This is a genomic window from Cylindrospermum stagnale PCC 7417, from assembly GCF_000317535.1.
Taxonomy (GTDB): domain Bacteria; phylum Cyanobacteriota; class Cyanobacteriia; order Cyanobacteriales; family Nostocaceae; genus Cylindrospermum; species Cylindrospermum stagnale.
Genome location: NC_019757.1, coordinates 1010718 through 1036915, shown reverse-complemented (window position 1 = coordinate 1036915; position 26198 = coordinate 1010718). Strand labels below are relative to the sequence as shown.

The following is a 26198-nucleotide window of genomic DNA, read 5'->3' as shown; positions in this document are numbered from 1 at the left end:
TCGATAGTCCGGCTCATTTGCAACCATCCCAGGAAATAAATAAATCTAGAGGTTTGATTTACCCTAGTGCTAAAAAGATCGCAGAATTAATATTAGGTTTGTCCTCAAACCGCAACAGAACGGATTGTTTGACCTTTCCCGATCTTGATAGAATGCCTCGATGTTAAAACTGCAACATCTCCAGAACACAAAACCCGGTTGGTCTTTGGATAAGCGAGATCCAAAGTTCATTCAATCTCTGATGCCTATATTAGGCTTTTTGTATCATTACTATTTTCGAGTCCAAACTAGTGGCTGGGAAAATATCCCAGATGAAAAAGTCCTCTTTGTCGGTTCCCACAATGGGGGGCTGGCTTCTCCTGACACATCAATGATGATGTACGACTGGTTACGCCGCTATGGTACAGAACGACCGATTTATGGTCTGATGCATCCCAAAGTTTGGGAGGTATCTCCGCCATTAGCAGAAATAGTTAGTAAGGCTGGAGCTGTCATGGCTCATCCAAAAGTGGCTTATGCGGCTTTGCGCTCTGGAGCTAGCGTCCTAGTTTATCCCGGTGGGGCGGAAGATGTGTTTCGACCGCATCAAATGCGTGACCAAATTTACTTTGCTGAACGGCGGGGGTTTATCAAGCTGGCGCTGCGGGAAAATGTGCCGATTGTGCCTGTGGTTTCCTGGGGTGCCCACGATACCCTATTTGTCCTAGCTGACGCCTACAAAATTATGCAGCAACTCCACAAATGGGGGATGCCTTGGCTGTTTGGGGTAGATCCGGTAGTCTTTCCTATTTATCTAGGGCTACCTTGGGGATTAGCATTTGGCCCACTCCCTAACATCCCCTTACCGGCGCATATCTACACGCGAGTATGCCCTCCTATTGTCTTTGAACGCTACGGAAAGAAAGCAGCAAGCGATCGCACTTATGTTAATGCCTGTTATGAACTCGTGAAAAGTCAAATGCAGCAAGAATTAGATAATTTAATCAAAATGAGCGCCCAGTCCTGATACCATTTCACCTTAAAACCCCTGTAGAGACGTTGCATGCAACGTCTCTAGACTGTGGTCTAAATAATTGAAAACTGCTGTAACTCTAATCTCTGAAGATTATGTGTTTTTTTGGGTCAAAACTGATCACCCCTTCTTGTTGTAACTTACCCAACAATCTTGTAATTGTGACTCTAGTAGTGCAGCAGGCGCTAGCAATATCTTCATGAGTGAAGCGCGCAATGAGGCGAGTTCCCCCCGGCACAGGTTGACCAACTTGCTGTTTCAAAAGCTGCAATAGATAGTACAGCCGATCTTGTACCCGTCGCCTACCAGCAATCGCTAAAAAAAATTCTGTCTGCTGTAACCGCTGATTAACTTTGGGTAAAAGCGTATGGCTAAGGCTGGGAGAAACCGCGATCTCTGCGATGTAAATTGAAACTAACTCGACATCTGTCAGGGCGGTTGCTTGGTAAATGGGTAGAGAAGTCAGATTAGAGCCAAAAACCATACTTTCGGCTGCCAAACCTGTCAGCACTTCTTCCCCTGTTTCACAATACGTACTAAGCTTGACCAATCCTTGACAAACATACCAAGTTACCAGCGGATTCAGGGGAATAGTTTCTCCTTTAGCATATTTATTCACATGACGATTCTGCTTGAAGTCGTCCTGATTATTGACTACTGACGATCCCACTCGCTGACGCTCAGAAATATCACGCACCAACCAGCGGAGCACAGATGGTGAACCATGCTGATCTTGGACAACTGCCACTGTCAAAGCAGCATCAAATATCTCCCCATCACGTTGCTGTAAGCGTGCTAAAATCTCTCTCACCCTCTCTGATGGGGATACCTGGATGAGTTCACCACGAAAGCGCTGGCGTTCTTCTATAGGGATGAAGTTAACTATTGGTTTGCCAACCAGAAAATGCTTAGAAACATTCAGCAACTGAACTGCGGCTCGGTTAGCTTCTTGGATGATTCCTTGTGCATTAGTGACTAAATAGCCATCTGGTGCCAACTCGAATAAATCTTGGTAGCGTTGGCGCTCTGCTTCCAGCAAATTACGCGTTTGTAGAAGTTCCTCATTTTGCTGATACAGTTCCTCCGCCGCTAACTGTACCATTTTAGAGGTGCTATAAAGTTCTTTAAAAGCTTGCGGTAGCAAATCCGGCGGTATCCAAGGTAATACACTAGCAGTCTGGTACAAATCTGCTAAACGCTTGTGCAATGCTTCTGCGCGTTGGATAAATTGTTCTATATTCACCTTAAATTACCGCTACTTGCTTGCAGAGGGTTAGCAAAGATAAGTCCACCTGTAAATCTTGGAACAATTTGCAGCATCCTTAAGCTGCTAAGTAATCTCTAAATAGATATATTTATTCTCAACTTCGGGAAATTTACACCCTCCCCACATCGAAGTAAATCAGTACTTTAAACTAATATCTTATTGCAATTCCCGGCATAAATTCTCCCAGAACACCAATTGATGATTTTTACTTGCAAGGCCTTACCAAAAAATAGTTTGCGCCCTGTGGCTATTGCTTCTATCTACGGTAGTAAGATGCGGTGAATCTAGCCAAGACTTAATCAGGATGCTAGGGTGTAATACCCATTCGTCAACACGTTGTAAAGTGTTTCCGTCGTGGTTTACATCCCCTTATGCAACAGTTTTTAATTGTTAATTGTTAATTGTTTAAGCTGGTTTCCAGGTGCCGTGGAAGCTGTGGGGTACGACGCTGGGTAGTCCTAGCTTGCAAACTGGTTCTTCGTCTAGGCGATCGCTATTCAATACCCAAACTTCACTACTATGGGAATTACCATCGTAGACAACTGTTACCACCCAACTCTGTTCAGGATTTTGGGAATCTTCAGCATGAATAGGTTCTGAAGGATAGCGATTTTCTTCTAGGTTGGCGGTGGTGAGGGTGGCGGTTTTGTGGTCAAAACGAGCGATCGCATTGAATATTGCTTGACTTATGTCGGCTTCTGGGCGGGATACAGACAAATATGTGTGCCGCGAGGCTTTTCCCACATTTTGCTGAGGTACAGTCGGAAATTCACAATTTTGGTCTAAAATTTGCTCAATTGCTGTAACTTTACCAGTTTGAGGCTGTAGACAAACTCGCGAAAGTGTACTTTGCGCCAGGGTGTGCGTTTCACCTGTAGCCACTTCCTTGAGAAATTGGTTGGTCTGAAAGTCTGCATAGCGGGCGAGATCCACAATCACAGCACCGCTAGCATCTACATAACCGTTGGCGAAATGCCACTGAAACCAAGGTTCGGTTTCACCACGACTGACTACAGATAATGTCTCGCGGTCAAGCACCAAAATTTGCGTTCCTCTTTTCGGTTGCCATTGTAGCGAATCACTATAGTTGCTTGTACCCAGCAGCACAGGGGGAATATTTAACCGCACTGGAGGAATAAAAAATATTAGATATTGCCCAGCTAAGACAAAATCATGTACCAGTGGCACTCCATCTAACGGATATGCTGCTTTTTGGATAATTTGACCAGTGTAATCACTTTTGTAAATATTCAGTGTGGCATTTTTTCCAGGGCTGATGCCAAAATTGAAAATCTCCCCTGTTTGGCGATGGGCTGCGCCCCGCCATAGGCGATCGCATTTACAATGGGCAGAATAACTTAAGCCTTGTGTTAACCCCCCTAAATCATCTTCATTAAGAGTCTCTAGATTTTGCAAATCCAAGGCATGGGGTTTACCTCCTTCCCACAGTGCCAACAGTTTATCTGGTAAAGCTAGTACTGAAGTGTTAGCGACGTTCTTGATTGGTTTTAACCATTGATTCCAAATTAGCCCTGGTGCGGTCATCCCATAGTTACCATAAAGCAGTTTCCCCGCAGCGGCTTCTTGTTGATAGCCAGCGGTTTGCACATAGCGATAAACTCCCGTAGCGCCAGCATCAGTAAAATGAACAGCGAGAATTGCCCCATCCCCATCAAACCAGTGTCCAACATGGATGCCACCGCGTTCTAAGCGTCCTGGCCCGTTGCGGTAGAGTGTGCCACGCAAGCCTTCAGGGATTTTGCCAGCGAGAATCGGCAGTTGGGTGAGGGGAAATTCTGTTGCTGGTTTAGCGATCGCCTGAGCCCAAGCTTTTTTAGTTGACTTTTTCTCTATTGTTTGCATAAACATCCTCTTCCCAGTGCAGGATAGCTGTAAAGGTTTGAGATTTCTTTCTCTGAGCCTGTTGCCATGAAATCATAGGGCATTTATCTGGCTATCTTTTCTTTTCCTTATTGTTACTCAACTGCTAGGAACCTACAACATCCGCGCCTCAATCGCTTCCCAGGTTGTAGCTGACACCCGCAAGGCTTCAGATCCCCGACTTCTCTAAGAAGTCGGGGATCTGAATTATTTATATCCCTAAAGAGAACTTTATACAGCACTTTGCTCAACAGTCAGGTACAAAATTAAATCCTATAACCCATGCCCTGTAAACCTTTTGGATATTTAGGTGTGGTAATGCAACAAGAACAGTGCTGTAGTTAGCATTGATAAAGCAAATGAACAATGCATAGATAAAAAACTAGAGTTATTATTCGATAATTAAATGCTTCTATTATATATAAGAATTAATTAGAGCAAATATCGCTGATTCCTTTAATTAAGTTATTCCAATTTTGCCAAGATAAGGGTAAGCTATTTTTAACAATATTAAGCAAAGATAAATTTGCCTGCTTTGACATAGCTAGGTTGACTGGGATCAACGCTGGTTGATTTATAATCCCTAATTTTTGAGACAAATATAGAGGTAAGTGAATGGCTCAGTACTTGCTTGATAGCTTGTGGTTAGTCCCTTGCTATGCTTTGATAGGTGGACTTTTAGCCGTGCCTTGGTCGCCGGGGATAATTCGCAAAACAGGGCCTAGACCGGCGGGTTATGTCAACTTAGTAATGACATTTTTGTCGTTTCTACACGCTGTAATTGCCTTGAATGCTACCTGGAATCAACCCCCGCAAGAAATATTTATTCCTTGGCTATCTACCGCTGGGTTAGATTTAACCATTACTTTAGAGCTTTCTTCAGTAAGTGTTGGTGCGATCGCCGTAATTACCGGCTTGAACTTTCTGGCGCAGATATTTGCCATTGGTTACATGGAAATGGATTGGGGCTGGGGACGCTTCTTTTCTTTGTTGGGATTATTTGAAGCCGGACTTTGTGCCCTTGTTCTGTGTAACAACTTGTTTTTTAGCTATGTGATTTTGGAAATCCTCACTTTGGGAACCTACCTGCTAGTTGGCTTATGGTTTAGTCAACCGTTGGTAGTCTCAGGGGCGCGAGATGCATTTTTAACCAAACGGGTGGGAGACTTATTTTTGTTGATGGGGGTGCTGGGGTTATGGCCCCTAGCAAAGACTTGGAATTATACAGAATTAGCTACATGGGCGACAACTGCTGATGTTAACCCCACAGTTATTACATTAGTGGGTTTGGCGTTAATTGCTGGTCCGATGGGCAAATGCGCCCAATTCCCCCTGCATCTATGGTTAGATGAAGCGATGGAAGGCCCAGTTCCTAGCACAATTTTACGTAACTCGGTGGTAGTTGCTAGTGGTGCCTGGGTGCTGGTTAAACTGCAACCTGTATTAACTCTATCGCCTGTAGTTTCTTCAGCGATGATCGCCATTGGTGCAGTTACAGCCGTTGGTGCTTCCTTAATTGCGATCGCCCAAATTGACATCAAACGCTGCTTATCTTATTCTGTTAGCGCTTACATGGGCTTAGTCTTCATCGCCGTGGGAGTAAAACAAGACGAAGCTGCACTCTTATTAGTCCTCACCCACGCCCTAGCCGCAGCCCTCTTGGTAATGAGTACTGGGGGCATTATCTGGAACAGCATCACCCAAGATGTCACCCAACTCGGCGGACTGTGGAAACGCCGCCCCATATCAGGATTAGCCTTTATCGTCGGCACTTTGGGATTAATTGGTTTTCCACCCCTAGGTAGTTTTTGGGCATTGTTCAAATTAGCAGATGCACTGTGGACAACTCAAAAAGGGTTAGTAGTGGTGGTGATCGCCGTCAATGTCTTAACAGCCTTTAGTTTAACCAGAGAATTTTGTTTAATTTTTGGTGGTAAATCCACACAAATGACAGAGCGCTCGCCTGAAGCTCACTGGCCCATGACCTTGCCAATGATCATTTTACTAGGCTTTGTCTTGCATATTCCCTTGGTGTTGCAAAGCTTATCATTGCTACCCGATTGGGCAACCCTAAATAAAGATGTCGCCCTACTTTTAATTTGGTCAAGTGTTTTTGGTTGCAGCCTCAGTGGCGTGATTTATTTAAGCAACATTCCCAAACCAATTCGCCTACCTTGGAAAGGTTTACAAGACTTATTAGCAAACGACTTTTACACCCCAAGAATCTATCGGCTTACAATCATTTTCAGCGTTTATCAAATTTCCAAATTTGCTGATATGATTGACCGCTTTGTAGTTGATGGCATCGTTAATTTGGTCGGTTTATTTTCGTTGTTAGGTGGGGAAGGTCTCAAGTACAGTACCTCTGGACAAACCCAATCTTATGCCTTAACTGTTCTTTTAGGAATCGGCTTTTTAGGAATGTGGGTAACTTGGCCATTCTGGAAACTACAGTTTTTAAACTTAGGCTTCTGATCAGGATTTAAGGATTAATCTTGATAATTGTCAAATCAATGATGTTAATCCTTTAAGCTGACAATCTTGTTACCAATTACCGATTACCGTTCGGAGTTCGGCGAAGGCTACTTCGACCGGCTCAGTACAAGTCACTCGAGCCGCTGACGCTCACGGCGAAGCCCATCACCAATTACCCATTACCAAATATAATATGCTGAGTGTTTTAATCTGGATACCAATTATCGCAGCGGCAGTTATCGGGTTTTATCCTGGTAAAGCCATCCCAACAAGTCGCATTCGGTTGGTAGCCTTAACCATTAGTGGGCTAGTTCTGCTCTGGAATCTTTTTATTTTGTTGAAATTTGATATCAGCAATCCAGGGATGCAGTTTCAAGAATATCTTCCCTGGAATGAAACTCTCGGTTTGAGCTATCAATTAGGAGTTGATGGGCTATCCGTGCTGATGTTGGTGTTAAATAGCTTGCTCACCTGGATTGCGATTTATAGCAGTGGTAAAGACACTGAAAGACCCCGGCTTTTCTACTCGATGATTTTATTAGTTAGTGGTGGGGTTGCCGGTGCTTTTCTAGCAGAGAATTTACTGCTATTCTTCCTGTTTTATGAATTGGAATTAATCCCCTTTTATTTACTAATTTCGATTTGGGGAGGAGAAAAACGGGCTTATGCTGGAATTAAATTTCTGATTTATACCGCTGTTTCCGGCGCATTAATTCTGGCAACTTTTTTGGGTACAGTTTGGCTAACTCATGCTACCAGCTTTGCCTTTGATGCAGTTTCTACTCAAAACCTCTCCGCTGGACTGCAAATCGTCCTCCTAGCGGGAATAGTGCTAGGTTTTGGCATCAAAATTCCTCTAGTTCCCTTCCACACTTGGTTACCTGATGCTTACGTTGAGGCTTCAGCACCGATTGCGATTCTCCTTGGTGGCGTCTTGGCGAAGCTGGGAACCTATGGTTTATTAAGATTTGGGATGGGATTATTTCCTCAAGCTTGGAGTATTATCGCCCCAACTTTAGCAATTTGGGGAGCAATCGGCGCTATTTATGGGGCAGTAATTGCGATCGCCCAAAAAGACATCAAGCGCATGGTAGCATATAGTTCCATTGGTCACATGGGCTATATCTTGCTAGCCAGCGCCGCCAGTACACCCCTCGCCCTAGTTGGTGCTGTCGCCCAAATGTTTAGCCACGGCATTATTCTCGCCATCCTCTTCCATTTAGTGGGAATAGTCGAAGCCAAAGTTGGTACCCGCGAATTAGATAAACTCAATGGCTTAATGAGTCCCATTCGTGGCTTACCCCTAATTAGCGCTTTACTCGTTCTCAGCGGCATGGCCAGCGCCGGAATTCCCGGTTTAACAGGATTCATTGCTGAATTTATCTCCTTTCAAGGCAGTTTCTCCGCTTTTCCCATCCCGACGCTATTGTGTGTAGTTGCATCCGGCTTAACCGCTGTTTATTTTGTTATCCTCCTCAACAACACTTGTTTTGGCAGACTTAACAACAACTTTGCCTACTATCCTAAAGTGTTATGGTCTGAAAAAATGCCAGCAATAATTTTGGCAGTTCTCATCATCTTCTTAGGAGTTCAACCTACTTGGTTGGTGCGGTGGAGTGAACCCACAACCACAGCAATGGTGGCGACAATTCCCAGTTTAGAAAAAACCGTAATCGCTCAAGTTGCTGTTAAGTAATATAGCAATGCTATCTGTTTTGTGAAAATAGTTTGATAACGAACAGCAAAGGACGCTGCATAGCGCAAAGGAAAGAAAGAGAAGAAAGAAAAGAGAGAGAGAAATTTAATTTTTCATGAATTATTTAGGATTGTCTTGGAAAGGAAATAAAAATGGTACAAACTCCAGATAAACCAGCAACGAAATTACCTCCATCGACACATGAATTTGCTGAAGTTATACATCGCCTAGAAGCTGGCGGGGCAATGTTGCCAGATACCCCAGAAAACCTGATGCAAATTATCGGGTTATACAAAGCTTACGCCGTGCCGATGGATTTCTACTGGCGCGACTTACTTTATATCGCCGAACAAGAATTTTTAAACCCTTTGCCCTTGTTTAAATACTTCTTACCCAAAGAATATTTAGAACGCCATAATCATTACGCTGGCGATGATGCCGATTTACGAATTTGGCGCGGTGAAGCCACAGCCCATCCAGAACTTTTGGCATTTATTGAAAAAGGCGAAACCTTGAAAATGCCCAAGTTATTACACCACTTATTCCACGATCGCATAAATATGGAATTTGCGGAAGCTTGTATGCGGGCGATGTTGTGGCATCGGGGAATGGGTGGGCAATTTGACCCTTACCTAGATTCCGAGGAGTACAAAGCCAACGCCGACAAGGCTATTAACGCATACTTCCAAGGTAATCCGGTGATGCTGGGGCTGTACAAGCTGTTTCCCGATATGTTTTTGGAACAGTGCCGCCAGATGTCTTACTACGCCAATCTCGGCTTATTCTGGGAAGTGATGGCGCCGGTGTTCTTTGAAATGTCCGATATCTATGACGAAGGCGGATTTAAAGGCGTTCCAGACGCAATGCAGTTTTTAGTTAATGGTATATTTGCGATCGCCGGACGCCCGATTTACCATCACGTCTATATTCGTGGACAATGTTACGAAATTGTCCCTAAATCCAAAGGTTTCACCTGGCTATACGAAGCCGCATTACCCTATGTAGAAGCTGTTTTCTACCGTACCTCCCCCTTTAGAGGCACAAAATCATATAACGCCCAAGCAAATCAAGTACCAGAAAATCAAAAAGACTTTCACTACGGCATCCTTTATGCTGATTTATTCCCAGTTGGTACTGCTGGCATTCCGCCCACATTATTAATGCAAGATATGTTGCATTTTCTGCCCCCATATCTAATTGAATACTACAGCAAACATTGCCGGGGTGAAGATGATATGTTGATTCAGTTGGGGGTGAGTTTCCAACGGTCAATGTATACCGTTACTTCTGCGGTAATTCAAGCATTAAGAACTGCACTTTTATATCCTTTAGATGACCCCAACCCCAAGCATTTACAAGCTAATCGAGACTTCTTTGAAATGCAGCTAAATCGTTTCACTCGTCCTGATTATAACATTCGTGATGCTGCCCGTTTAGGGAGTATTCAAAATCAAGATTATCGATAAGAGATCCCCCAACCCCCCTTAACAAGGGGGGCTTTTTTTGTCGGTGTGTGTCAGTTTATGGAGGATTTACTCATTTTTACCCATAGCGTTTAGATCCCCCCAACCCCCCTTAACAAGGGGGCTTTTTTTGTTGGTGTGTGTCAGTTTATGGAGGATTTACTCATTTTTACCCATAGCGTTTAGATCCCCCCAACCCCCCTTAACAAGGGGGGCTTTTTTGTTGGTGTGTGTCAGTTTATGGAGGATTTACTCATTTTTACCCATAGCGTTTAGATCCCCCCAACCCCCCTTAACAAGGGGGGCTTTTTTGTTGGTGTGTGTCAGTTTATGGAGGATTTACTCATTTTTGCCCATAGCGTTTAGATCCCCCCAACCCCCCTTAAAAAGGGGGGCTTTTTAGGCTTTAACCATTAAAAAGGGGGGCTATATTTCTCCCTTACTCCTCTTTCACCCCCTTAAAAAGGGCGTGGAAGAGGCGTTCGGTTCTAATTTGTGGCAACATTACATAAAATAGGTATAAATCTTATTATGACAAATAAATCACCATCGAATTCTTGGATTATCTGCCACAAACCTAATCCCCAGGCTAAATTGCGGTTATTTTGCTTACCTTACGCCGGTAGTAGCGCGGCGATTTATCGCTCATGGTCTGAGGGTTTACCGGGGACTGTGGAAGTTTGTGCTGTGGAACTTCCGGGAAGGGGAAGACGGATGAAATTGCCTCCCATCACAAGGTTAGAGACTCTGGTGAGTGAAATAGCTGAAAATATGACACCATTCTTAGATAAACCATTTGCTATTTTTGGGCACAGCATGGGTGCATTAATCAGTTTTGAGTTAACCCATCTCCTGCGTTCTCAATATGGTTTAACTCCATTGCACCTATTTATCTCTGCACGTCGCGCCCCACAAATCCCGCGGACAAAACGACCTATTCACAATTTACCGGAAGCTGAATTTCTGGAAGAACTGCGCTGTCTCAACGGAACTCCTAAAGCAGTCCTAAAAAATGAGGAACTAATGCAGGTGTTTCTCCCGGTGTTGCGGGCAGATTTTGCAGTTCTGGAAACTTATGTTTACACTCAAAAACCAACCATTGATTGTCCTGTGTCTGTTTTTGGCGGTTTGCAAGACCAAGAAGTTAGTTATGATGATTTGCTAGGATGGCAAGAACAAGCGATGGGCACATCTTTCTCGCTGCAAATGATTGAGGGCGATCACTTTTTTATCCACTCAGCCCAAGCCGTCTTACTTCAGAGTCTAGGGAAAAAGTTGCTTTAGGGACTTCCAAGAAATAAATTATACATTTTGTGGCGTTGGGCTGTTAGCCCTTTCGGAATATGGAACGGGTGGGGACACCCATCCTACAAGAAAATTTGGGAGATTTTTTTATTTGGAAGCCCCTGAGGCGATCGCAGCGGCCCTAATATTTATTAGGATCTTTGTTGCGATACGTTAACAAAATTTCTCAAAGCCTAGCCGAAAACCGTGCTGTGGTAACTTGGGGATGCGCCCGGACTCAGCAAATTTTAGACCAAGAGAAAAATTATGGCTCAGTCAGTTTCGCCAGCCCCAAAACCCCTTGATACTGTTGCACCAGAGAAAAGCAAGGGTAAACCTTCTCCCCGGTTACTCATCCCCTTAGGCTTATTACTCATAGGGTTTGGTTTATCAAGTTGGTATTTTCTTTCGTCGCCTGCAAAAACTAACATCCTGCGGGTAAGCGGTCGTATAGAAGGTTACGAAACTGATATTGGTGCCAAAGTAGCCGGTCGAGTTGAGTCGGTAGCGGTGCGAGAAGGAGAGGAAGTTAAAAAAGACCAGGTAATTGTCAAACTAGATGACGCAGAGATGCAAGCTCAACTCAAGGGAGCATCTGCCCGTTTAGATTCTATCCAGAGACAAGAAGAACAAGCGCGGTTGCAAATTAATTTATTGCAAAGTCAGCTTTTGGAAAACCAGCTTTCTTTGCAGCAGTCGGTGGGAGATAGCAAAGGGCGGGTTTTTCAGGCTGAGTCATCAGTTGCTTCATCCCAGGCACAATTAAATCAAGCGATCGCATTAGTCGAACAAGCCAAAGCTGAATTGAAACTCGCCCGGATAAATCGCGATCGCTATTCTAAATTAGCGCAAGAGGGAGCAGTTACCAAGCAACAAGCTGACCAAGCCCAAACAACTTGGGAAACCGCTTTAGCCACAGTCAAATCACGACAAGCGGCGGTACAATCTTTTAGAAAATTAGTCAACTCTGCCCAGGGTCAATTGACACAAGCCAGAAGCACAGGGTTAAATCCCTTAATCCGTGACTCACAGTTATCTGGCTTACGCACGCAGTTAACACAAACGCGCTTGAAGCTACTAGCCGCCAAAGCTGATGTCGACAACGCCAAAGCTTCCCAGCAAGAGACTACAGCTAAAATGGCTAACTTGAACGTGATCAGCCCGATTGACGGTGTAGTCATCAGTCGCAATGTGGAACCAGGAACCGTAGTCACCAGCGGTAAAACCCTGCTGACAGTGATTAATCCCAACACCCTCTATCTGCGAGGTTTTATCCCCGAAAGCGAAATTGGCAAAGTGTATATTGGTCAACAAGCCCAAATATTTCTAGATTCAGCACCCAAAACCCCCCTAAGTGCCAAAATTGCCGCTATCGATACCCAAGCATCTTTTACGCCAGAAAATATTTATTTCCAGCAAGACCGGGTGAAGCAAGTTTTTGGTGTAAAAATTAGTATCGACAATCCTGGGGGGTTAGCCAAGCCAGGAATGCCAGCAGATACCGAAATTATCCTCGCCCCAAAGGCGAATTAAAAGGCAAAATTGTCTATGAAAAGAATTTTGTCTCAATGTCGCAAAGAGTTGGCACAATTCCAGCGCGATCGCTTCACCTTAGCCCTGGCATTTCTGCTGCCATTTATGACCTTAATTATTTTTGGTTTCGCAATTCGTCTAGAAACTAAAGATATTCCCTTATTTGTCCAAGATTTTGACATCAGCCCCCTGAGCCGTGCCTACACAGAGCGGTTATTTGCTACTAATCAATTTCAGCCGATTAATCAAGGTAATTTCTCAGCTTTAGACACCAACCCCCAAGCAGTGATTGATCAAGGAATTGCCAAAGCCTCTGTAGTGATTCCCCCCGATTTTAGCCGACGAATTAAATCAGGTTTACAGAGCAAAATTCAAGTTTTAGTTGATGGCACAGATGTAAATAATGCCCGGATTATTAAAAATAGTATTCAGGCTACGACCAAATTCTTCTTAAAAAACTCTGGTTTACCATCTTCGACTGATAAAGTTATTGCCCACATCCGCCTATGGTTTAATCCAGGGAGGAAAGAATCTCTCTCTATTATCCCTGGTGTTTATGCTTTGATTCTCTGGATTTACCCGTCTTTATTAACAGCAATCGCTATGGTAAGGGAGAAAGAAAAAGGCACAATTTTACAAGTATATACTTCTAATCTTAGTTCTGAGGAATTTCTCTTAGGAAAAGCTTTAGCTTACTTACTAATAGGCATTAGCGAAGCTGTATTAATCATGGTGATGGGTTCAGTAATTTGGCAATTAAGTTTTGCAGGCGGAGTAGTACCTTTATTGCTGGGCACAATAGCATTTTTAATAGATAGTATTATGTTTGGTTTATTGATTGGGGTGCGTGCTACCAATCAAAATGCTGCTGTCCAAGCTGTGGCATTTTTGGGTTTTTTAACGGCTTTGCTATTATCTGGATTCATTTATCCCCTGAGTAATATTCCCTTCCCATTGTCACTATTTTCAGCTATTGTTCCAGCCCGTTACTATATTGAAATAACTCGTGATGCCTATGTGCGCGGCACTGGTTTGACAGGTATTTGGTTCGCAATGCTCATGCTAATTATTTTGGGTTTGTTGTTGTTTAATGCAGCGCGTCGTAGCTTAAAAAGAATGCAGTTGTCAGATTAGTTTTTATGTAGATAACGGTTTATAGTTGGGTAAAGTAAAGTTTTAACCTCTTCCCTACAAATGTAAAGACCTTGCATGCAACGTCTCTACTAAATCATTACCCCATATTTTCTAAAAAATCAAAAAATGAAAATAATTTTCAGTTTGTTTAATAGCCGATTTTGGAGTTTAGTTATTAAAGAATTAAACCAAATATTGAGGAGCAAACAGACTGTGATTCTGTTGATAATTCCGCCAACTATCCAAATGTTGCTATATGGCTTTGCTCTCAATCCAGATGTGCATTTTATTAAATTAGGAGTTGTGGATTATGCTAATACTTATCAAAGCCGGGAATTAGTCTCTGCGTTGACACAAAATAACGTTTTTGTTGCTAATAAATATTTATTTGATTCTCAAGAGTTGGGCGAGGAAGTACGACAGGGAAATATTACAGTTGGGTTGATGATTCCCTCGGACTTTAAACGAGATTTAGCTGAAGATAAATCGGCTGAGGTTCAGGTTTTAGTTGATGCTGTTGATGCCAATACTGCGGGAATTGCTCAAGGTTATCTAAGTCAGATTATCAATCAATTTAGTCGGCGGTTGTCAGCTAATCAAGCACCAGCATTAGTTAGCCCAGAAACGATATTTCTGTATAATCCTGGTTTGATAAGTAGTTGGTTTTTTGTACCAGGGGTTTTGGGCTTGGTTTTAACTCTGATTAGTTCCTTGGTTTCTTCAGTTACGGTTGTGCGAGAAAAAGACACAGGAACCCTAGAACAACTGTTAATGACTCCAGCGGCAGCTTGGGAAATTCTGCTGGCGAAAATTGTGCCGCTGTTTATCTTGTTGATGGGCGATGTTATCTTGTCTTTGAGTTTAGCAAGATTAGTTTTTAAAGTACCTTTTAGAGGAAATTTATGGCTATTTTTAGGATTATCAGCGCTGTATTTATTTGTGGGAATTGGTATTGGGATTATGCTGGCAACAATTTGTCGCACACAGCAACAAGTTGTCCTGACTTCGTTTTTTATTAATTTACCATTGATTCAACTTTCTGGGGCGATCGCACCTTTGGAGAGTATGCCCGAAGTATTGAGGTATCTTTCGCTACTAAATCCCCTACGTCATTATATCCAGATAGTCCGGGGAATTTTGCTCAAAGGTGTCGGGTTAGAGGTGCTATGGTTGAATGCGATCGCACTTTTGTTGTTTGCGATCTTGCTGTTGTCCATTAGCATCAACAGGTTTCGCCGTCAGTTGAGTTAAATTTCAGTTAACTGTCTGAAGCGTTTATCCTCTGTAATCTCATCAAAATCGATGTCAGCGGCGGCTTCTTCTTTGTATCGGCGATTAATTTGAATCGCCTTTTCTAGATTTACCACGGCTGGTTCGGCTTGTCTTTGCAGCGCATAGCAGGCGGCTTTGTTGTAATATGCACTGGCGTAGTTTGGCTGAATTTCTAGCGCTTTGTCAAAACTAGCGATCGCATCATCATCTTGTCCGAGTCTCACCAAGGTATAACCCCGCTTATCCCAGATTTTGGGGGAATCAGGTTGGAATTGCAGCGCTTGATCGAAAGATGCGATCGCATCTTCGTATTTGTCCAACTCTACCAGGGAAAGACCGCGATTTAACCAAGCAACTCCATCATCCGGTTTCACTTGGGTGGCTTTATCAAAACAGGCAAAAGCTTCTTGATGTCGTCTTAAATAGCCAAAAGCCACACCGCGATCGCACCAAGCTTGGTGATAATCTGGTTGAATCTGAATAGCTTTATCATAAGATGCGATTGCTTCTTTATAACGTTTCAACCGGACTAAAACTATCCCGCGTTTCAACCAAGTCACCGCATCATCAGGATTAATTTTTACTGCTTTTTCGTAAACAGCAAAAGCCTCTGGATAGCGCTTTTCAGACAATAAATTATCTGCCTCTTTCACATATTCATCCGCCGTCAATTCTGGTTTGGATGCTGGTGACTTGATTTGATCTTTAACTTCTACACCGGGTGCAGGTGAACTCTCAGCCAGTTCTTGCAAGATTAAATCCTTACGTTCTTGAGCATCTAACTGTAATTCTGAGAGTTGAGAGCTAAACTCATCTGCTAATTTTCTCAGCCTCTCTAAAATGAGATTTTTTTGTTGTTTCGTGTACTTTTGTAATTCTGAAAATTGAGAGTTAAATTCTAAACTAGACTTTTCTAAATTTTTAATAATTTTCTCTTGCTGTTGTTGAGCATCCACCTGTAATTCTGAGAGTTGAGCCGAAAATTCTAACTGTAAATTTACTAAACTCTCAATCATTTTATCTTTTTGATTAAAAGCATCACCCTGTAATTCAGAAATTTGTGATTTAAAGAGATGATTTAATTTTTCTAGATTTTCTAGAGTGCTATTTCTTCGGTTTTGAGCCTCAACTTGTAATGCCGATAACTCAGCGGTAAATTCTAACTGAAATTTTGTTAAATTTTCAAGAGTATAATCTTTTTGGTGCTGAGTATCAGAATGCCAGCCAGCAAGTTGAGATGCAAACTCAGAACGGGATTTTTCTATATTAGCAATAGCCGTATCCTTTTGTTTTTCAGCAGCTATTTGGAACTCTGCTAGTTGAGAGGCTAATTCAGATTCTAATTTTCGGAAACTCTCCAGAGTTAAATCCCGCAGTTCTTGAGCAGTTAACTGCCAATTAGATAGTTGAGAGGCTAATTCAGATTCTAAATTACTGAGGATTTCTAAAGTTAAATCTCTTTTGCGTTGAGCAGATAACTGTAATTCAGATAGTTGAGCGGCTAACTCAGATTCTGAATTAGCGAGTATTTCTAGAGTTAAATCTCTTTTGCGTTGAGCAGAAGACCTTAATTCAGATAGTTGAGCGGCTAACTCAGATTCTAGATTACTAATATTTTGTTGAGAGGCTTTAATGTCCGATGCTAAAGTTGCCAGAAATTGTTCTTTTGCTTGCGACAACTCAGATATAAGTATAGATAAATTTTGTTGCTCGTTTTTTATATTCAGTCTCAGAATATCAGCTTCCTGTGCCAATTCATGATTTATATTCTTCGCTTCTTGAATGATATTTTCTGCTTCTTGCTTAACAGCAGTTAGCTGATTTTGTAAGCTTTCCATTCCTTGTTGTTGTTTCATGGCTCGCTCAACAATTTCGCGAATTACCGCGCGTCGTAGTAGCCAAAGTGAAGCAATCACCGCAACGGGAAACAGACTCAATATAGTTAGCCAGACGTTGAACAGGGCGGTTGTTCGAGTAAAAGCGCGATTAAAATCGGATTGGACTTGCTGTTGAGTTCGGTTGGAGGCTCGCAGTTGCGCTAATTCTTCCCGCTCTTGATTCGATATTACCTGAGATGGGGTGGCGGTAGGTGCAGGTTGTCCACTGACAACACCAGCAGATAGCAGCATGGATGAAAAAGCGATGGGCAACGCCCCGCTGCAAGCGATCGCACTTTTTAACGCTAAAGTGAAGATGATTGAATTCCTGCTCTTCATAACAACCTTCCCTAATCCGTTGGTCAGCTTTGGCGGCGGCTTGCCTCTCTCCAATCTATGATAGATGACTAGCATTGAACCCTGTTAGCTGTTTACTGTAGAGTGATTACCGACCGTATCTAAGCAATAGCGTCTCGTAGAGAAGCGCTGCTGAGGAAGGTGCAGATCGTACTTCACACCCAGACTCGCAACTACTAGAATAAATTAACAACGCTACAATCCCGTAATCCCTATGCAAGTTAAGGATCTGACCATCGATGAACTGAAAGCTCTGATTCGGGAAACTGTCATGGAAGCTATAAACGAGATTCTACCCGATCCTGATGAGGGTAAGACAGTCAAGGAGGAGTTGAAACAACATCTGTTGGAAATTCGGAAGCGTAGAGAGACAGGAGTTCGCGGTATTTCTTCAGAAGAAGTTATGCACAGACTAGGCTTGGGTGATTGATGAGCTACTTTGTGGAATATGAATCAGAAGCCTTTGCTGATTTAGAAGAGCTAACTCAATCTGTCCAAAAACGCGTAGTTAATAAAATCAACTGGCTGGCTGATAACTTTGACCAAATAACTCCACAACCATTGACGGCTGACTTTTCAGGTTTCTTTAAACTCAGAGTTGGGGATTACCGGGTGATTTATGAATTTAGTCAAGAGGAAAGAATAATCTTCATCAACAGAATTAGACACCGTAGAGAAGTTTACAACTGACTTGATTTTTATTTTTCCTTCCCGTTGCATCGTGTAACACAGTCAAGCCCTCGCTAAGTTGTCATTCCACCTCAGAATGTAACGCATTCAAGCCCTCGCTACGTTGTCATTCCACCTCAGAATCAATTCTGAGGCTAATAGCGAAAGTCTACTGAAGTAGACTAAATAAAGATTTCAGTCCACTTGAGTGGACTTCGGCTATTAGCCTTGAACTTCAGTTCTAGGCGGGGTGTGGTTCAGTGCGATAATTTAAATGTTACAAAAACTTGTTGAATAACAAGCTTTAAAAAAAGGACTATTTTTCTTCATTCAGTTACTTAAATAAACCTCAAACTTAGCGCATCGCTATTTTTTGACACCACTTTTGTTTACTAATTCTCGAATAATTACATGAATCTCTTGAGATAAATTATCAAGAGGATCACGATTAGCTGTATAATAACGATTGTGTGCTGATTTATCTCCTATTGCTTTCAATTTATGTAGATTATTTTTTGTTTCACGCGATAGATTAAATATAGATTCATTGATAAAGTTTCCAATCATCTGATCCAGATTAACATAGTTATTATTTGTATCTTTAATCTTTGAGGCAATAGCATTATGCTCAAAACATTCAATAATTAATGTTTCTATCAATCGCCTTAGCATGACTGCACAAGCATCATAACAAGCGTTAGCGTAGCAAGTATTTACCTGTTGGGCAATACGAAATACATAATCTCTGGTATCTTGTACTATTTCCATTGGAAAAAGAGCCGCTGATGGTTTATCATCATCACTCAAGTTATTTAAGAATCCTAAAAGTATATCTTTGGCGAAGGATACTTGAGCATGAGAGGGATTTTCAGTAAACATTGAATCTTCGTAGGACAAATCCCAAATATGTGGAAGTGAATCCTCCCATATTTTGAGTTCATCCTGTATCCTGGCAGCTTTAAGGGCAACTGAAACGGATTTTAACCAATCGTGGAATGGATATATCCCTCTTAAGCGAGACCCTATGTCTAAATTAGATAATCCCTCAATTCGATTTTTTATGATCTCTTGCTTAGGGTTCATGATTAAGTGCCTTAATGCAGTGTTTTAAATCAAACGTATAGACTAACTGACTACTTAGATATAATAACTGCGATCGCTTATTAACGCTGATTATTTATCCACCAAAAACCTACCAAAACCCCCCACAGCCCAAAATTACTTTGTTAAGAACATTTCCCAGATGTTACCGTCTACAAGTTGACACAGTAGCAAGAGTACTCAAACCATGCAGCGCAGACGGACAAAGGCTTATCGCCCAAAAGCATTTATCAGCCTTAGCTTAATCGCTACCTTCATCGCACCATTAGCCACTACAGCCGCCCCACTCATACCCCCAAACAAAACCGTCAACTGTGAAATTTTAGCTGTCGGTGCAGGATTATCTGGTGTTGCTACGGCTTACGAAGGTTTACTCGCAGGACGCACCGTTTGCTTAACGGAAATTACCGACTGGTTGGGCGGTCAAATTTCCTCACAAGGGACATCTGCGTTAGACGAACGCCCAACCCAGCGGAGTCGGCAATTTTATTCTCGCGGTTATTTGGAATTGCGCGATCGCATCAAGCGCAAATATGGTAAATTCAACCCCGGTGATTGTTGGGTAAGCGACTCTTGCTTTCTACCGCGCGATGCTCACACCATTCTCACCGAAATGCTCAAAGATGCCGAAAAAAAAGGCAATGGTAAATTGCAATGGTTTCCCAACACCGTAATTAAAGACTTAGCAATTAGTGCAGATGGTAAAATCATCAATAGTGCGATCGCCATTCAGCATCAACCAGTTAAAGGCGCACCACCCCTCAACACTTCTCCTTTATCTCAAACCATCGAAGACGCTTATCGCTACGAAAACTCGTCTCGGTTTAACAAAAATATTATCCGCTTCGTCCCCAAGCCAGTTAAAAACAAAACCGCTAATTGGTACGTTGTCGACACCAGCGAAACCGGGGAAATTATCGCCCTAGCTGATGTCCCTTACCGACTAGGCATTGATGCCCGTTCTTACCTAGAACCTTCCGCTTCTAGCACCACAAATGACCCCTATTGCACCCAAGGCTTTACTTACACCTTTGCAATGGAGTCCACAAAGGAACCGCAACAGCAGGCAATGCCGTCATTTTATCCCCAATACGCGCCATATTTCAGCTATGAATTAAAGCGACTGGCGAACTTTGATTTAGTCTTCACCTACCGCCGGATATGGAGTCCTAAACAGGGGACACCAGCAGCATTTGGGGGCGTTAAGTTTAGTACCCCGACGCCTGGAGATATCTCGATGCAAAACTGGACTTGGGGTAACGACTACCGTCCAGGAACTCCCCAAGATAATCTAATTTACTCTCGTCAACAGTTGCAGTCCTCTGGACAGTTAAAACCTGGGGGTTGGATGGGGGGACTGAGAAGCGAAACCCTCCGCAAAGGTGAAGAAAATGCTCTTTCCTATTTTTATTGGCTGTTCGCTGGAACTACAGACTCCCAATTAGGAAATGGTGTGAAGCAACCGCAACTAAATAACCGCTACTTATCAGGGTTAAAATCTCCGATGGGGACGGTGCATGGTTTATCGAAATACCCCTATATGCGGGAAGGACGCCGGATTATTGGCCGCCCTAGTTGGGGACAACCAGAGGGTTTTAGTATCTGGGAAATTGATATATCTCGCCGTAACTATAATGATGAGTATTATGCTAAAACTCTGCCAGCAGATATGTATCGCAGCTTAAAAGCATCACTGGCAGGTTTAGAGGCGACATCGGTAATTTCCGGTCAAACATCACCAGATAAAGCTTTGCGGCGGACTCGTTCTACTATTTTCCCTGATGCTGTGGGTATTGGTCACTACGCCATAGATTTTCATCCTTGCATGACGAACAGCCCAGCAGAAGCCCCTGGTAATACAGAACGTGCAGGTGAAAGGCGTGGTGCAGGACAAGCTTATCCTTTTCAAATTGCTTTAAGAGCAATGATTCCCCAAAAAATAGATAATTTAATTGTGGGGGGTAAAAGCATTGCGACTAGTCACATTGCCTCTGCGGCTTATCGGGTACACTCTTTTGAATGGTCTGCTGGGGCGGCGGCGGGAACTGTAGCTGCTTTTGCTATTAAAAACGCGATCGCACCCTACTCCTTGGTAGATAATTTACCTAAGCCAGAACCACAATTGCAAGCTCTCAAACGTCTGTTAGAGCAAAATGGTAATCCGACTGCTTTCCCCGATACTTCTATCTTTAACGAAAATTGGGATGATTGGCGGTAGGGGTTTCCCTTGTTGGACAGTGGTTTGTTGCAATTGACAACTGACCACTGACAATCGACTAAACTATTTATTAGTAGTGTAGTTTTGTAAAATTATCTTGACTTATTGTTCTATGGTTATAAGACTTTCAGTAGTAGATATTTACGGGATGGCTACAGCACCAACTAAAGCCCCTGAACGGTCTAGCCAAGTTACCCGTAAACCTTACCCGAATTACAAAGTGATTGTATTGAATGACGATTTCAATACATTTCAGCACGTCGCCGAGTGTTTGCTTAAGTATATTCCGGGAATGAGTGGCGATCGCGCTTGGGATCTCACTAACCAGATACACTATGAAGGTCAAGCGATCGTTTGGGTCGGTCCACAAGAAACTGCGGAACTGTACCACCAACAGCTGCGTCGAGCAGGTTTGACAATGGCACCTCTGGAAGCAGCTTAAATTAAAGATCATGGGCAGAACCACGGATGGCAGACTAGTTTGGAATCACTCAACCCACATTCCTGGTCTCATACCCATTTTAGAACGTCTGTGTCAGCGGGATGAAATTCAAACTGTGACACCAGGCGTGATTGGCAGGGTAAAAGGTCATTGTCCGAAAATGCAACTGCGTGTGTCTGTACCGATTCGGGGAGGCTATAAGGTGATTGCCCGGCTGGGTAAAACAGTGCAAGAGGTATTTATCGTCACCAATCTACAGCAGGATCATCTGGAAATGGCGATCGCTCACGCCATGAAACTCTAATGAGCATCAATCGTCAACAGTCAAAAGCTGATCGGGCTATTAACTGTTGACTGTTAACTACTCCTCAACTTGGTGAACTGCAAACTTGTGCAATGGCAAACTGAGGATGCAAGAAAAAGTTAAAAAATATGACAAAGCTGTAGTAATTTTCAAAGTCATTGTTAAACCTTGCCAGTCGGGTAAAAGCATTTTATCCAGAGAAAAAGCGACGCAGTAAACTAGCCAGTAAGAAAAGCTCATTCTCAAGAGAATTTGCTCTGTTTCTTCTGCATCATCTTTGTGTTGCTTGCAGTCCCGCAGTAACAATAGCCCAACAATACAAGCAACAGAAGAAACAGCAACTACAAATTCGTGGCAAAAAAATAGGTTTAACGAATTCATTTGCGTTGATCCCAATATCTATTTTTCTATGAAATTCAGTCTAAAGGAATATTCCTTAGGAATAAGCAAAACATTCACAAACTGCAATAGTTCACCAGAATATATGTAAACAATTGCAACAAAGTTTGTTGTTTCACAAAGTTAGAGTTTTTTAATTAAAATTAGCTATTGCTGTTAAGCAAAGAGATTACAGGCGGAAAATGGGTAACGCGGCTAACTGAAAATCTACCGTATTTATACTAAGTTTAGAGTTGGTCTTGCTCTTTATTAAGTATCAAGGAAGACATTTAGACTACATTTCACCAAGCAAATGTAGAGACGTTGCATGCAACGTCTCTACACTCCTGTCCTTTTTACCCCCTAAGTTCCCCCGGAGTCCAGATGTTCCCTCAAGAGAGCAGAGAAGGGGTAGGGGAGGTGGAGAGTTAGTTCTGATTAAGTTTCCGAGGTTTTGATGTTAATAACGATACTTTTAAAACATCTTCTAACGCAAATTCTCGGTTATGCTCTAATTTTGGCGTGGGTTAGTAATAGTAAGTGACAAAAAAATTAGGTAATTTTTAAAATTTTATCTGCCAAATATTGGCGTTATATTATGCCATAATGTCACGAACTGGGAGTTTATACTCTATTTGATGCCTCCAACACTAAGGGGTGATGGAGGCAATTTGGGTTTGCTACTCAAAGATTAAGTGGTGTGATGTTAGTAGGGCTACAGCAATATATTTACCCGACAAAAAATGTGCAGGGTAAAACTCCAGAAATATCTGGAAAATAGGCTAATTTAGCCTGAACCGAATGCAGAAAAAGAGTTTGTTCTATTGCAGGTAGGTAAGAGGTTTTGATGAATTTGTTAAATTTGGATATTCGTGCGGTTGAATTATCCGCTAATACTGTTGAGCAAAAGATTTTTGGTTTAAGAGACACAACATATCCACGTCCGCAGTTGCAGCGATCGCAGTGGCAAAGCCTTAACGGTCAGTGGAAGTTCGCATTTGACGATGAGGGAAGATGCGCCCAACCCAGCGACCTTAGCCAATGGACTCATCATATAGAAGTTCCCTTTGCTCCCGAATCTACCAAAAGTGGGATTGGCGATCCAAGTTTTCACTCAAACTGCTGGTATGAGCGGGAATTTGCAACGCCATCGGGTGAAGGTAGACTACTGTTGCACTTTGGGGCTGTAGACTATCGCGCTCGTGTGTGGGTGAACGGTCAATATATGGCTGAACATGAAGGTGGGCATACCCCCTTCACCATCGATATTACCCCCGTATTAAATGACAGTGGACAAACCTTGGTGACAGTTTGGGCCCAAGACGATGCTCACGACCTTGCTAAACCTCGTGGTAAGCAAGATTGGCAGTTGGTACCACACAGTATTTGGTATCCCCGCACGAGTGGTATTTGGCAGACTGTCTGGGTTGAGCGCGTAGGCACAACTTATATAGATCACATCCGCTGGACTCCTGACTTCGAGCGGTGGGAACTCAGTTGTTATGTGGCCCTTGCTGGGGATGTGCCAGTTTGCGGCGTTCAAATGAAGGTGAAACTGAGCGTTGGCGATTATGTGCTAGCAAACGATACTTATGAAGTTTTCAATGGGGAAATTAGCCGCCGGATCACCTTTGCCGATCCGGGAATTGATGACTACCGAAACGAATTACTTTGGAGTCCGGAAAAGCCGACCTTGATTGATGCCGAAATTCAGTTGTTTTACCAAAACCAACTGCTGGATCAGGTAAGGTCATACACAGCAATGCGGACGGTAAGCATACAACGCGATCGCTTTATGCTCAATGGTCGTCCCTACTATTTGCGGTTGGTTCTCGATCAAGGTTACTGGCCAGATTCACTAATGACCGCACCCGACGATGATGCCTTGCGACGCGATGTCGAACTCGCCAAAGCGATGGGTTTCAACGGAGTACGTAAGCACCAAAAAATTGAAGACCCACGATTTTTATATTGGGCAGATGTATTAGGGTTGTTAGTATGGGAAGAGATGCCCAGCGCCTATCGTTTTACCCATAAAGCAGTAGAACGTATGACCCACGAGTGGACTGAGGTAATCAACCGAGATGTTAACCACCCGTGTATTGTCGCCTGGGTACCTTTTAATGAATCCTGGGGAGTGCCAAATTTAGTTGAGACGGCAGCTCACAGAAACTACGTCTTGGCAATGTATCACCTGACCAAAACTCTCGATCCGTCTCGCCCAGTGATTAGTAATGATGGCTGGGAAAGTACAGATACTGACATTCTCGCTATTCATGACTACGACACCAAACCCCAGCAATTAGCTCAACGCTATGGCCCTGAAGTTAAACTATCGGATCTGTTTGAGCGTAAGCGTCCTGGAGGACGCATCCTCACCCTAGATAACTATCCACACCAGGGACAACCAATGATGCTGACTGAGTTCGGTGGTATTGCCTATGCCGCTCTTGGACAGCCTGATGCAGATAAAGCTTGGGGATATGAGCGCTGCTCAAATATCTCCGAGCTAGAAATGAAATATGCCGCTCTCCTGGAAACCGTCAACAACATTGAAATGTTCAGCGGTTTCTGTTACACGCAATTCTCAGATACCTTTCAAGAAGCAAATGGTTTGTTGTACGCCGATCGCACGCCGAAATTTCCCCTTGAGGCGATTTGTGCTGCAACCCGACTAGGACAAAGATTATGTACTCCCACAAGCTGTTAAAGCCGGATGGACGCCAACTGACGTTGTACGGACGGCATCCAATAGCTGAGAATATTGCAGCTACTAGCCCTAGTAATGAACCAGTGCAGGCGAATCCTCATCTGCGCTGGCATCCCTTGCGGGGCGAATGGGTAGCTTATGCGAGTCACCGTCAAGGGCGGACTTTCATGCCACCCCCAGAATATAACCCCCTCGCACCCACCAGCAATCCTGAGTTTCCGACCGAACTGCCTCAAGGTAAATATGATGTAGCGGTGTTCGATAACCGCTTTCCCTCGATGACAGTAGTAGCGCAAAATCCGCCTGATTGCATCGTGGACACATTACCTGCCAATGGAGCCTGTGAGGTGGTGGTTTTTACCCAAGATGCCCAGGCTTCTCTGAGTTCTTTGGAGTTGGAACATTTGGATTTGCTGTTGCAAGTTTGGGGCGATCGCACCCGCGAACTCGGAGCAAATCCCCAAATTCAATATGTACTACCGTTTGAGAATAAAGGCGTAGAAGTGGGTGTGACTTTACATCATCCCCACGGGCAAATTTACGCCTATCCTTTTATTCCACCTGTGCCGGCAAAAATGCTGGAAAGGCAGCGGTGGTACTATCGAGAACATCAACAGGGTTTGCTGGCAGATTTAATTCAACAAGAAATTGCCGACAAGCAGCGGATTATTTATCAGGATGAAAATGCGATCGCCTTTGTCCCAGTTTGCGCTCGTTACCCTTATGAAGTTTGGATCGCGCCAATTCAGCCAGTTAGCAGCTTTATCGAACTTACCCCAGAACAACGTTGGGGACTTGCCAAAGCCTTAAAAACCGTCACTCTCAAATATGACGGTTTGTGGAATCGCCCGTTTCCCTACTTGATGGCTTGGTTTCAAGCACCGACTGACGCTTTATCACATCCCGAAGCACATTTACACGCAGAGTTGTATCCACCATATCGAACAAAAGAAAAGCTGAAATATCTAGCAGGAACAGAACTTGCAGCCGGAATGTTTGCCAATGATGCTTTACCAGAAGAAAAAGCCAAAGAATTACAAGCGGTAGCCGTGAACATTGAAATGCCAACTTTGGTTTAAAACCGGAGATAGACGCAGATCAACACAGATCAATCTCATAATTATT

Annotated in this window: 20 protein-coding genes; 15 read left to right on the top strand and 5 right to left on the bottom strand. The window is 43.2% G+C overall.

Annotation, left to right across the window (positions count from 1 at the left end; all coding sequences use genetic code 11):
• Positions 1 to 160 precede the first annotated feature (160 nt).
• On the top strand, positions 161 to 1006 hold the full coding sequence (locus CYLST_RS04240) for a lysophospholipid acyltransferase family protein (RefSeq protein ID WP_015206471.1): 846 nt from the start codon (positions 161 to 163) through the stop codon (positions 1004 to 1006).
• A gap of 85 nt (positions 1007 to 1091) precedes the next feature.
• Here CYLST_RS04240 and CYLST_RS04235 read toward each other — a convergent pair whose 3' ends face one another.
• Positions 1092 to 2255, bottom strand: coding sequence for a PAS domain S-box protein (locus CYLST_RS04235; protein ID WP_015206470.1), 1164 nt, complete (start codon positions 2253 to 2255; stop codon positions 1092 to 1094).
• A gap of 429 nt (positions 2256 to 2684) precedes the next feature.
• Positions 2685 to 4142 carry a carotenoid oxygenase family protein gene (locus CYLST_RS04230; protein WP_015206469.1) on the bottom strand — a complete coding sequence of 486 codons (1458 nt, stop codon included), beginning with the start codon at positions 4140 to 4142 and terminating at the stop codon, positions 2685 to 2687.
• 633 nt (positions 4143 to 4775) lie between these two features.
• Between CYLST_RS04230 and CYLST_RS04225 the strand changes: the two genes are divergently transcribed.
• From CYLST_RS04225 to CYLST_RS04195, 7 genes are all read left to right on the top strand, one after another.
• Positions 4776 to 6635 (top strand): NAD(P)H-quinone oxidoreductase subunit F, encoded by a 1860-nt coding sequence (locus CYLST_RS04225; protein WP_015206468.1) that lies wholly within the window; start codon positions 4776 to 4778, stop codon positions 6633 to 6635.
• A gap of 193 nt (positions 6636 to 6828) precedes the next feature.
• A complete protein-coding gene (locus CYLST_RS04220; RefSeq protein WP_015206467.1) occupies positions 6829 to 8331 on the top strand; it encodes an NADH-quinone oxidoreductase subunit M in 1503 nt (500 codons plus the stop codon).
• A 152-nt stretch (positions 8332 to 8483) separates the two neighbouring features.
• The gene (locus CYLST_RS04215; protein ID WP_015206466.1) at positions 8484 to 9797 is read left to right on the top strand and encodes a CO2 hydration protein; all 1314 of its coding nucleotides are present in this window, start codon (positions 8484 to 8486) and stop codon (positions 9795 to 9797) included.
• 528 nt (positions 9798 to 10325) lie between these two features.
• A complete protein-coding gene (locus tag CYLST_RS04210) occupies positions 10326 to 11078 on the top strand; it encodes a thioesterase II family protein (protein ID WP_015206465.1) in 753 nt (250 codons plus the stop codon).
• Between the two features lie 267 nt (positions 11079 to 11345).
• Positions 11346 to 12611 carry an HlyD family secretion protein gene (locus tag CYLST_RS04205; protein WP_015206464.1) on the top strand — a complete coding sequence of 422 codons (1266 nt, stop codon included), beginning with the start codon at positions 11346 to 11348 and terminating at the stop codon, positions 12609 to 12611.
• Positions 12612 to 12626: 15 nt separating this feature from the next.
• The gene (locus tag CYLST_RS04200; RefSeq protein WP_015206463.1) at positions 12627 to 13745 is read left to right on the top strand and encodes an ABC transporter permease; all 1119 of its coding nucleotides are present in this window, start codon (positions 12627 to 12629) and stop codon (positions 13743 to 13745) included.
• A 126-nt stretch (positions 13746 to 13871) separates the two neighbouring features.
• Positions 13872 to 14996, top strand: coding sequence for an ABC transporter permease (locus tag CYLST_RS04195; RefSeq protein ID WP_041232950.1), 1125 nt, complete (start codon positions 13872 to 13874; stop codon positions 14994 to 14996).
• On the opposite strand, the gene CYLST_RS04190 is transcribed toward CYLST_RS04195, so the two are convergent.
• Positions 14993 to 17233 (bottom strand): tetratricopeptide repeat protein, encoded by a 2241-nt coding sequence (locus CYLST_RS04190; RefSeq protein ID WP_041232949.1) that lies wholly within the window; start codon positions 17231 to 17233, stop codon positions 14993 to 14995. The two genes, CYLST_RS04195 and CYLST_RS04190, sit on opposite strands and share 4 nt — an antisense overlap.
• Before the next feature lie 232 nt (positions 17234 to 17465).
• Between CYLST_RS04190 and CYLST_RS04185 the strand changes: the two genes are divergently transcribed.
• Both CYLST_RS04185 and CYLST_RS04180 read left to right on the top strand, forming a co-directional pair.
• A complete protein-coding gene (locus CYLST_RS04185) occupies positions 17466 to 17681 on the top strand; it encodes a hypothetical protein (RefSeq protein WP_015206460.1) in 216 nt (71 codons plus the stop codon).
• Complete coding sequence (locus CYLST_RS04180; RefSeq protein ID WP_015206459.1) at positions 17681 to 17941, top strand: type II toxin-antitoxin system RelE family toxin; 261 nt, start codon at positions 17681 to 17683, stop codon at positions 17939 to 17941. The genes CYLST_RS04185 and CYLST_RS04180 overlap by 1 nt, the downstream gene beginning before the upstream one ends.
• Positions 17942 to 18286: 345 nt before the next feature.
• Here the strand turns inward: CYLST_RS04180 and CYLST_RS33065 are convergent, their stop codons facing one another.
• Positions 18287 to 19003, bottom strand: a complete 717-nt coding sequence (locus CYLST_RS33065) for a DUF4145 domain-containing protein (protein WP_015206458.1) — start codon at positions 19001 to 19003, stop codon at positions 18287 to 18289.
• 205 nt (positions 19004 to 19208) lie between these two features.
• Here CYLST_RS33065 and CYLST_RS04170 point away from each other — a divergent pair, with 205 nt between their 5' ends.
• The 3 genes from CYLST_RS04170 to CYLST_RS04160 all read left to right on the top strand — a co-directional run bounded on the left by CYLST_RS04170 (position 19209) and on the right by CYLST_RS04160 (position 21985).
• Positions 19209 to 21239, top strand: coding sequence for an FAD-dependent oxidoreductase (locus tag CYLST_RS04170; protein ID WP_015206457.1), 2031 nt, complete (start codon positions 19209 to 19211; stop codon positions 21237 to 21239).
• Positions 21240 to 21351: 112 nt separating this feature from the next.
• Complete coding sequence (gene clpS, locus CYLST_RS04165; RefSeq protein ID WP_015206456.1) at positions 21352 to 21681, top strand: ATP-dependent Clp protease adapter ClpS; 330 nt, start codon at positions 21352 to 21354, stop codon at positions 21679 to 21681.
• A gap of 10 nt (positions 21682 to 21691) precedes the next feature.
• Positions 21692 to 21985: a DUF2103 domain-containing protein gene (locus CYLST_RS04160; protein WP_015206455.1), complete on the top strand. Its 294-nt coding sequence runs from the start codon at positions 21692 to 21694 to the stop codon at positions 21983 to 21985.
• Between the two features lie 57 nt (positions 21986 to 22042).
• Here the strand turns inward: CYLST_RS04160 and CYLST_RS04155 are convergent, their stop codons facing one another.
• Entirely contained in the window at positions 22043 to 22366 is a 324-nt protein-coding gene (locus CYLST_RS04155; protein WP_015206454.1) for a hypothetical protein, read from the bottom strand.
• An 844-nt stretch (positions 22367 to 23210) separates the two neighbouring features.
• Here CYLST_RS04155 and CYLST_RS04150 point away from each other — a divergent pair.
• The gene (locus CYLST_RS04150) at positions 23211 to 25073 is read left to right on the top strand and encodes a glycoside hydrolase family 2 protein (RefSeq protein WP_015206453.1); all 1863 of its coding nucleotides are present in this window, start codon (positions 23211 to 23213) and stop codon (positions 25071 to 25073) included.
• Positions 25052 to 26152 (top strand): galactose-1-phosphate uridylyltransferase, encoded by a 1101-nt coding sequence (gene galT, locus CYLST_RS04145; RefSeq protein WP_015206452.1) that lies wholly within the window; start codon positions 25052 to 25054, stop codon positions 26150 to 26152. Before CYLST_RS04150 ends, galT begins: the two co-directional genes overlap by 22 nt.
• Positions 26153 to 26198: the final 46 nt, after the last annotated feature.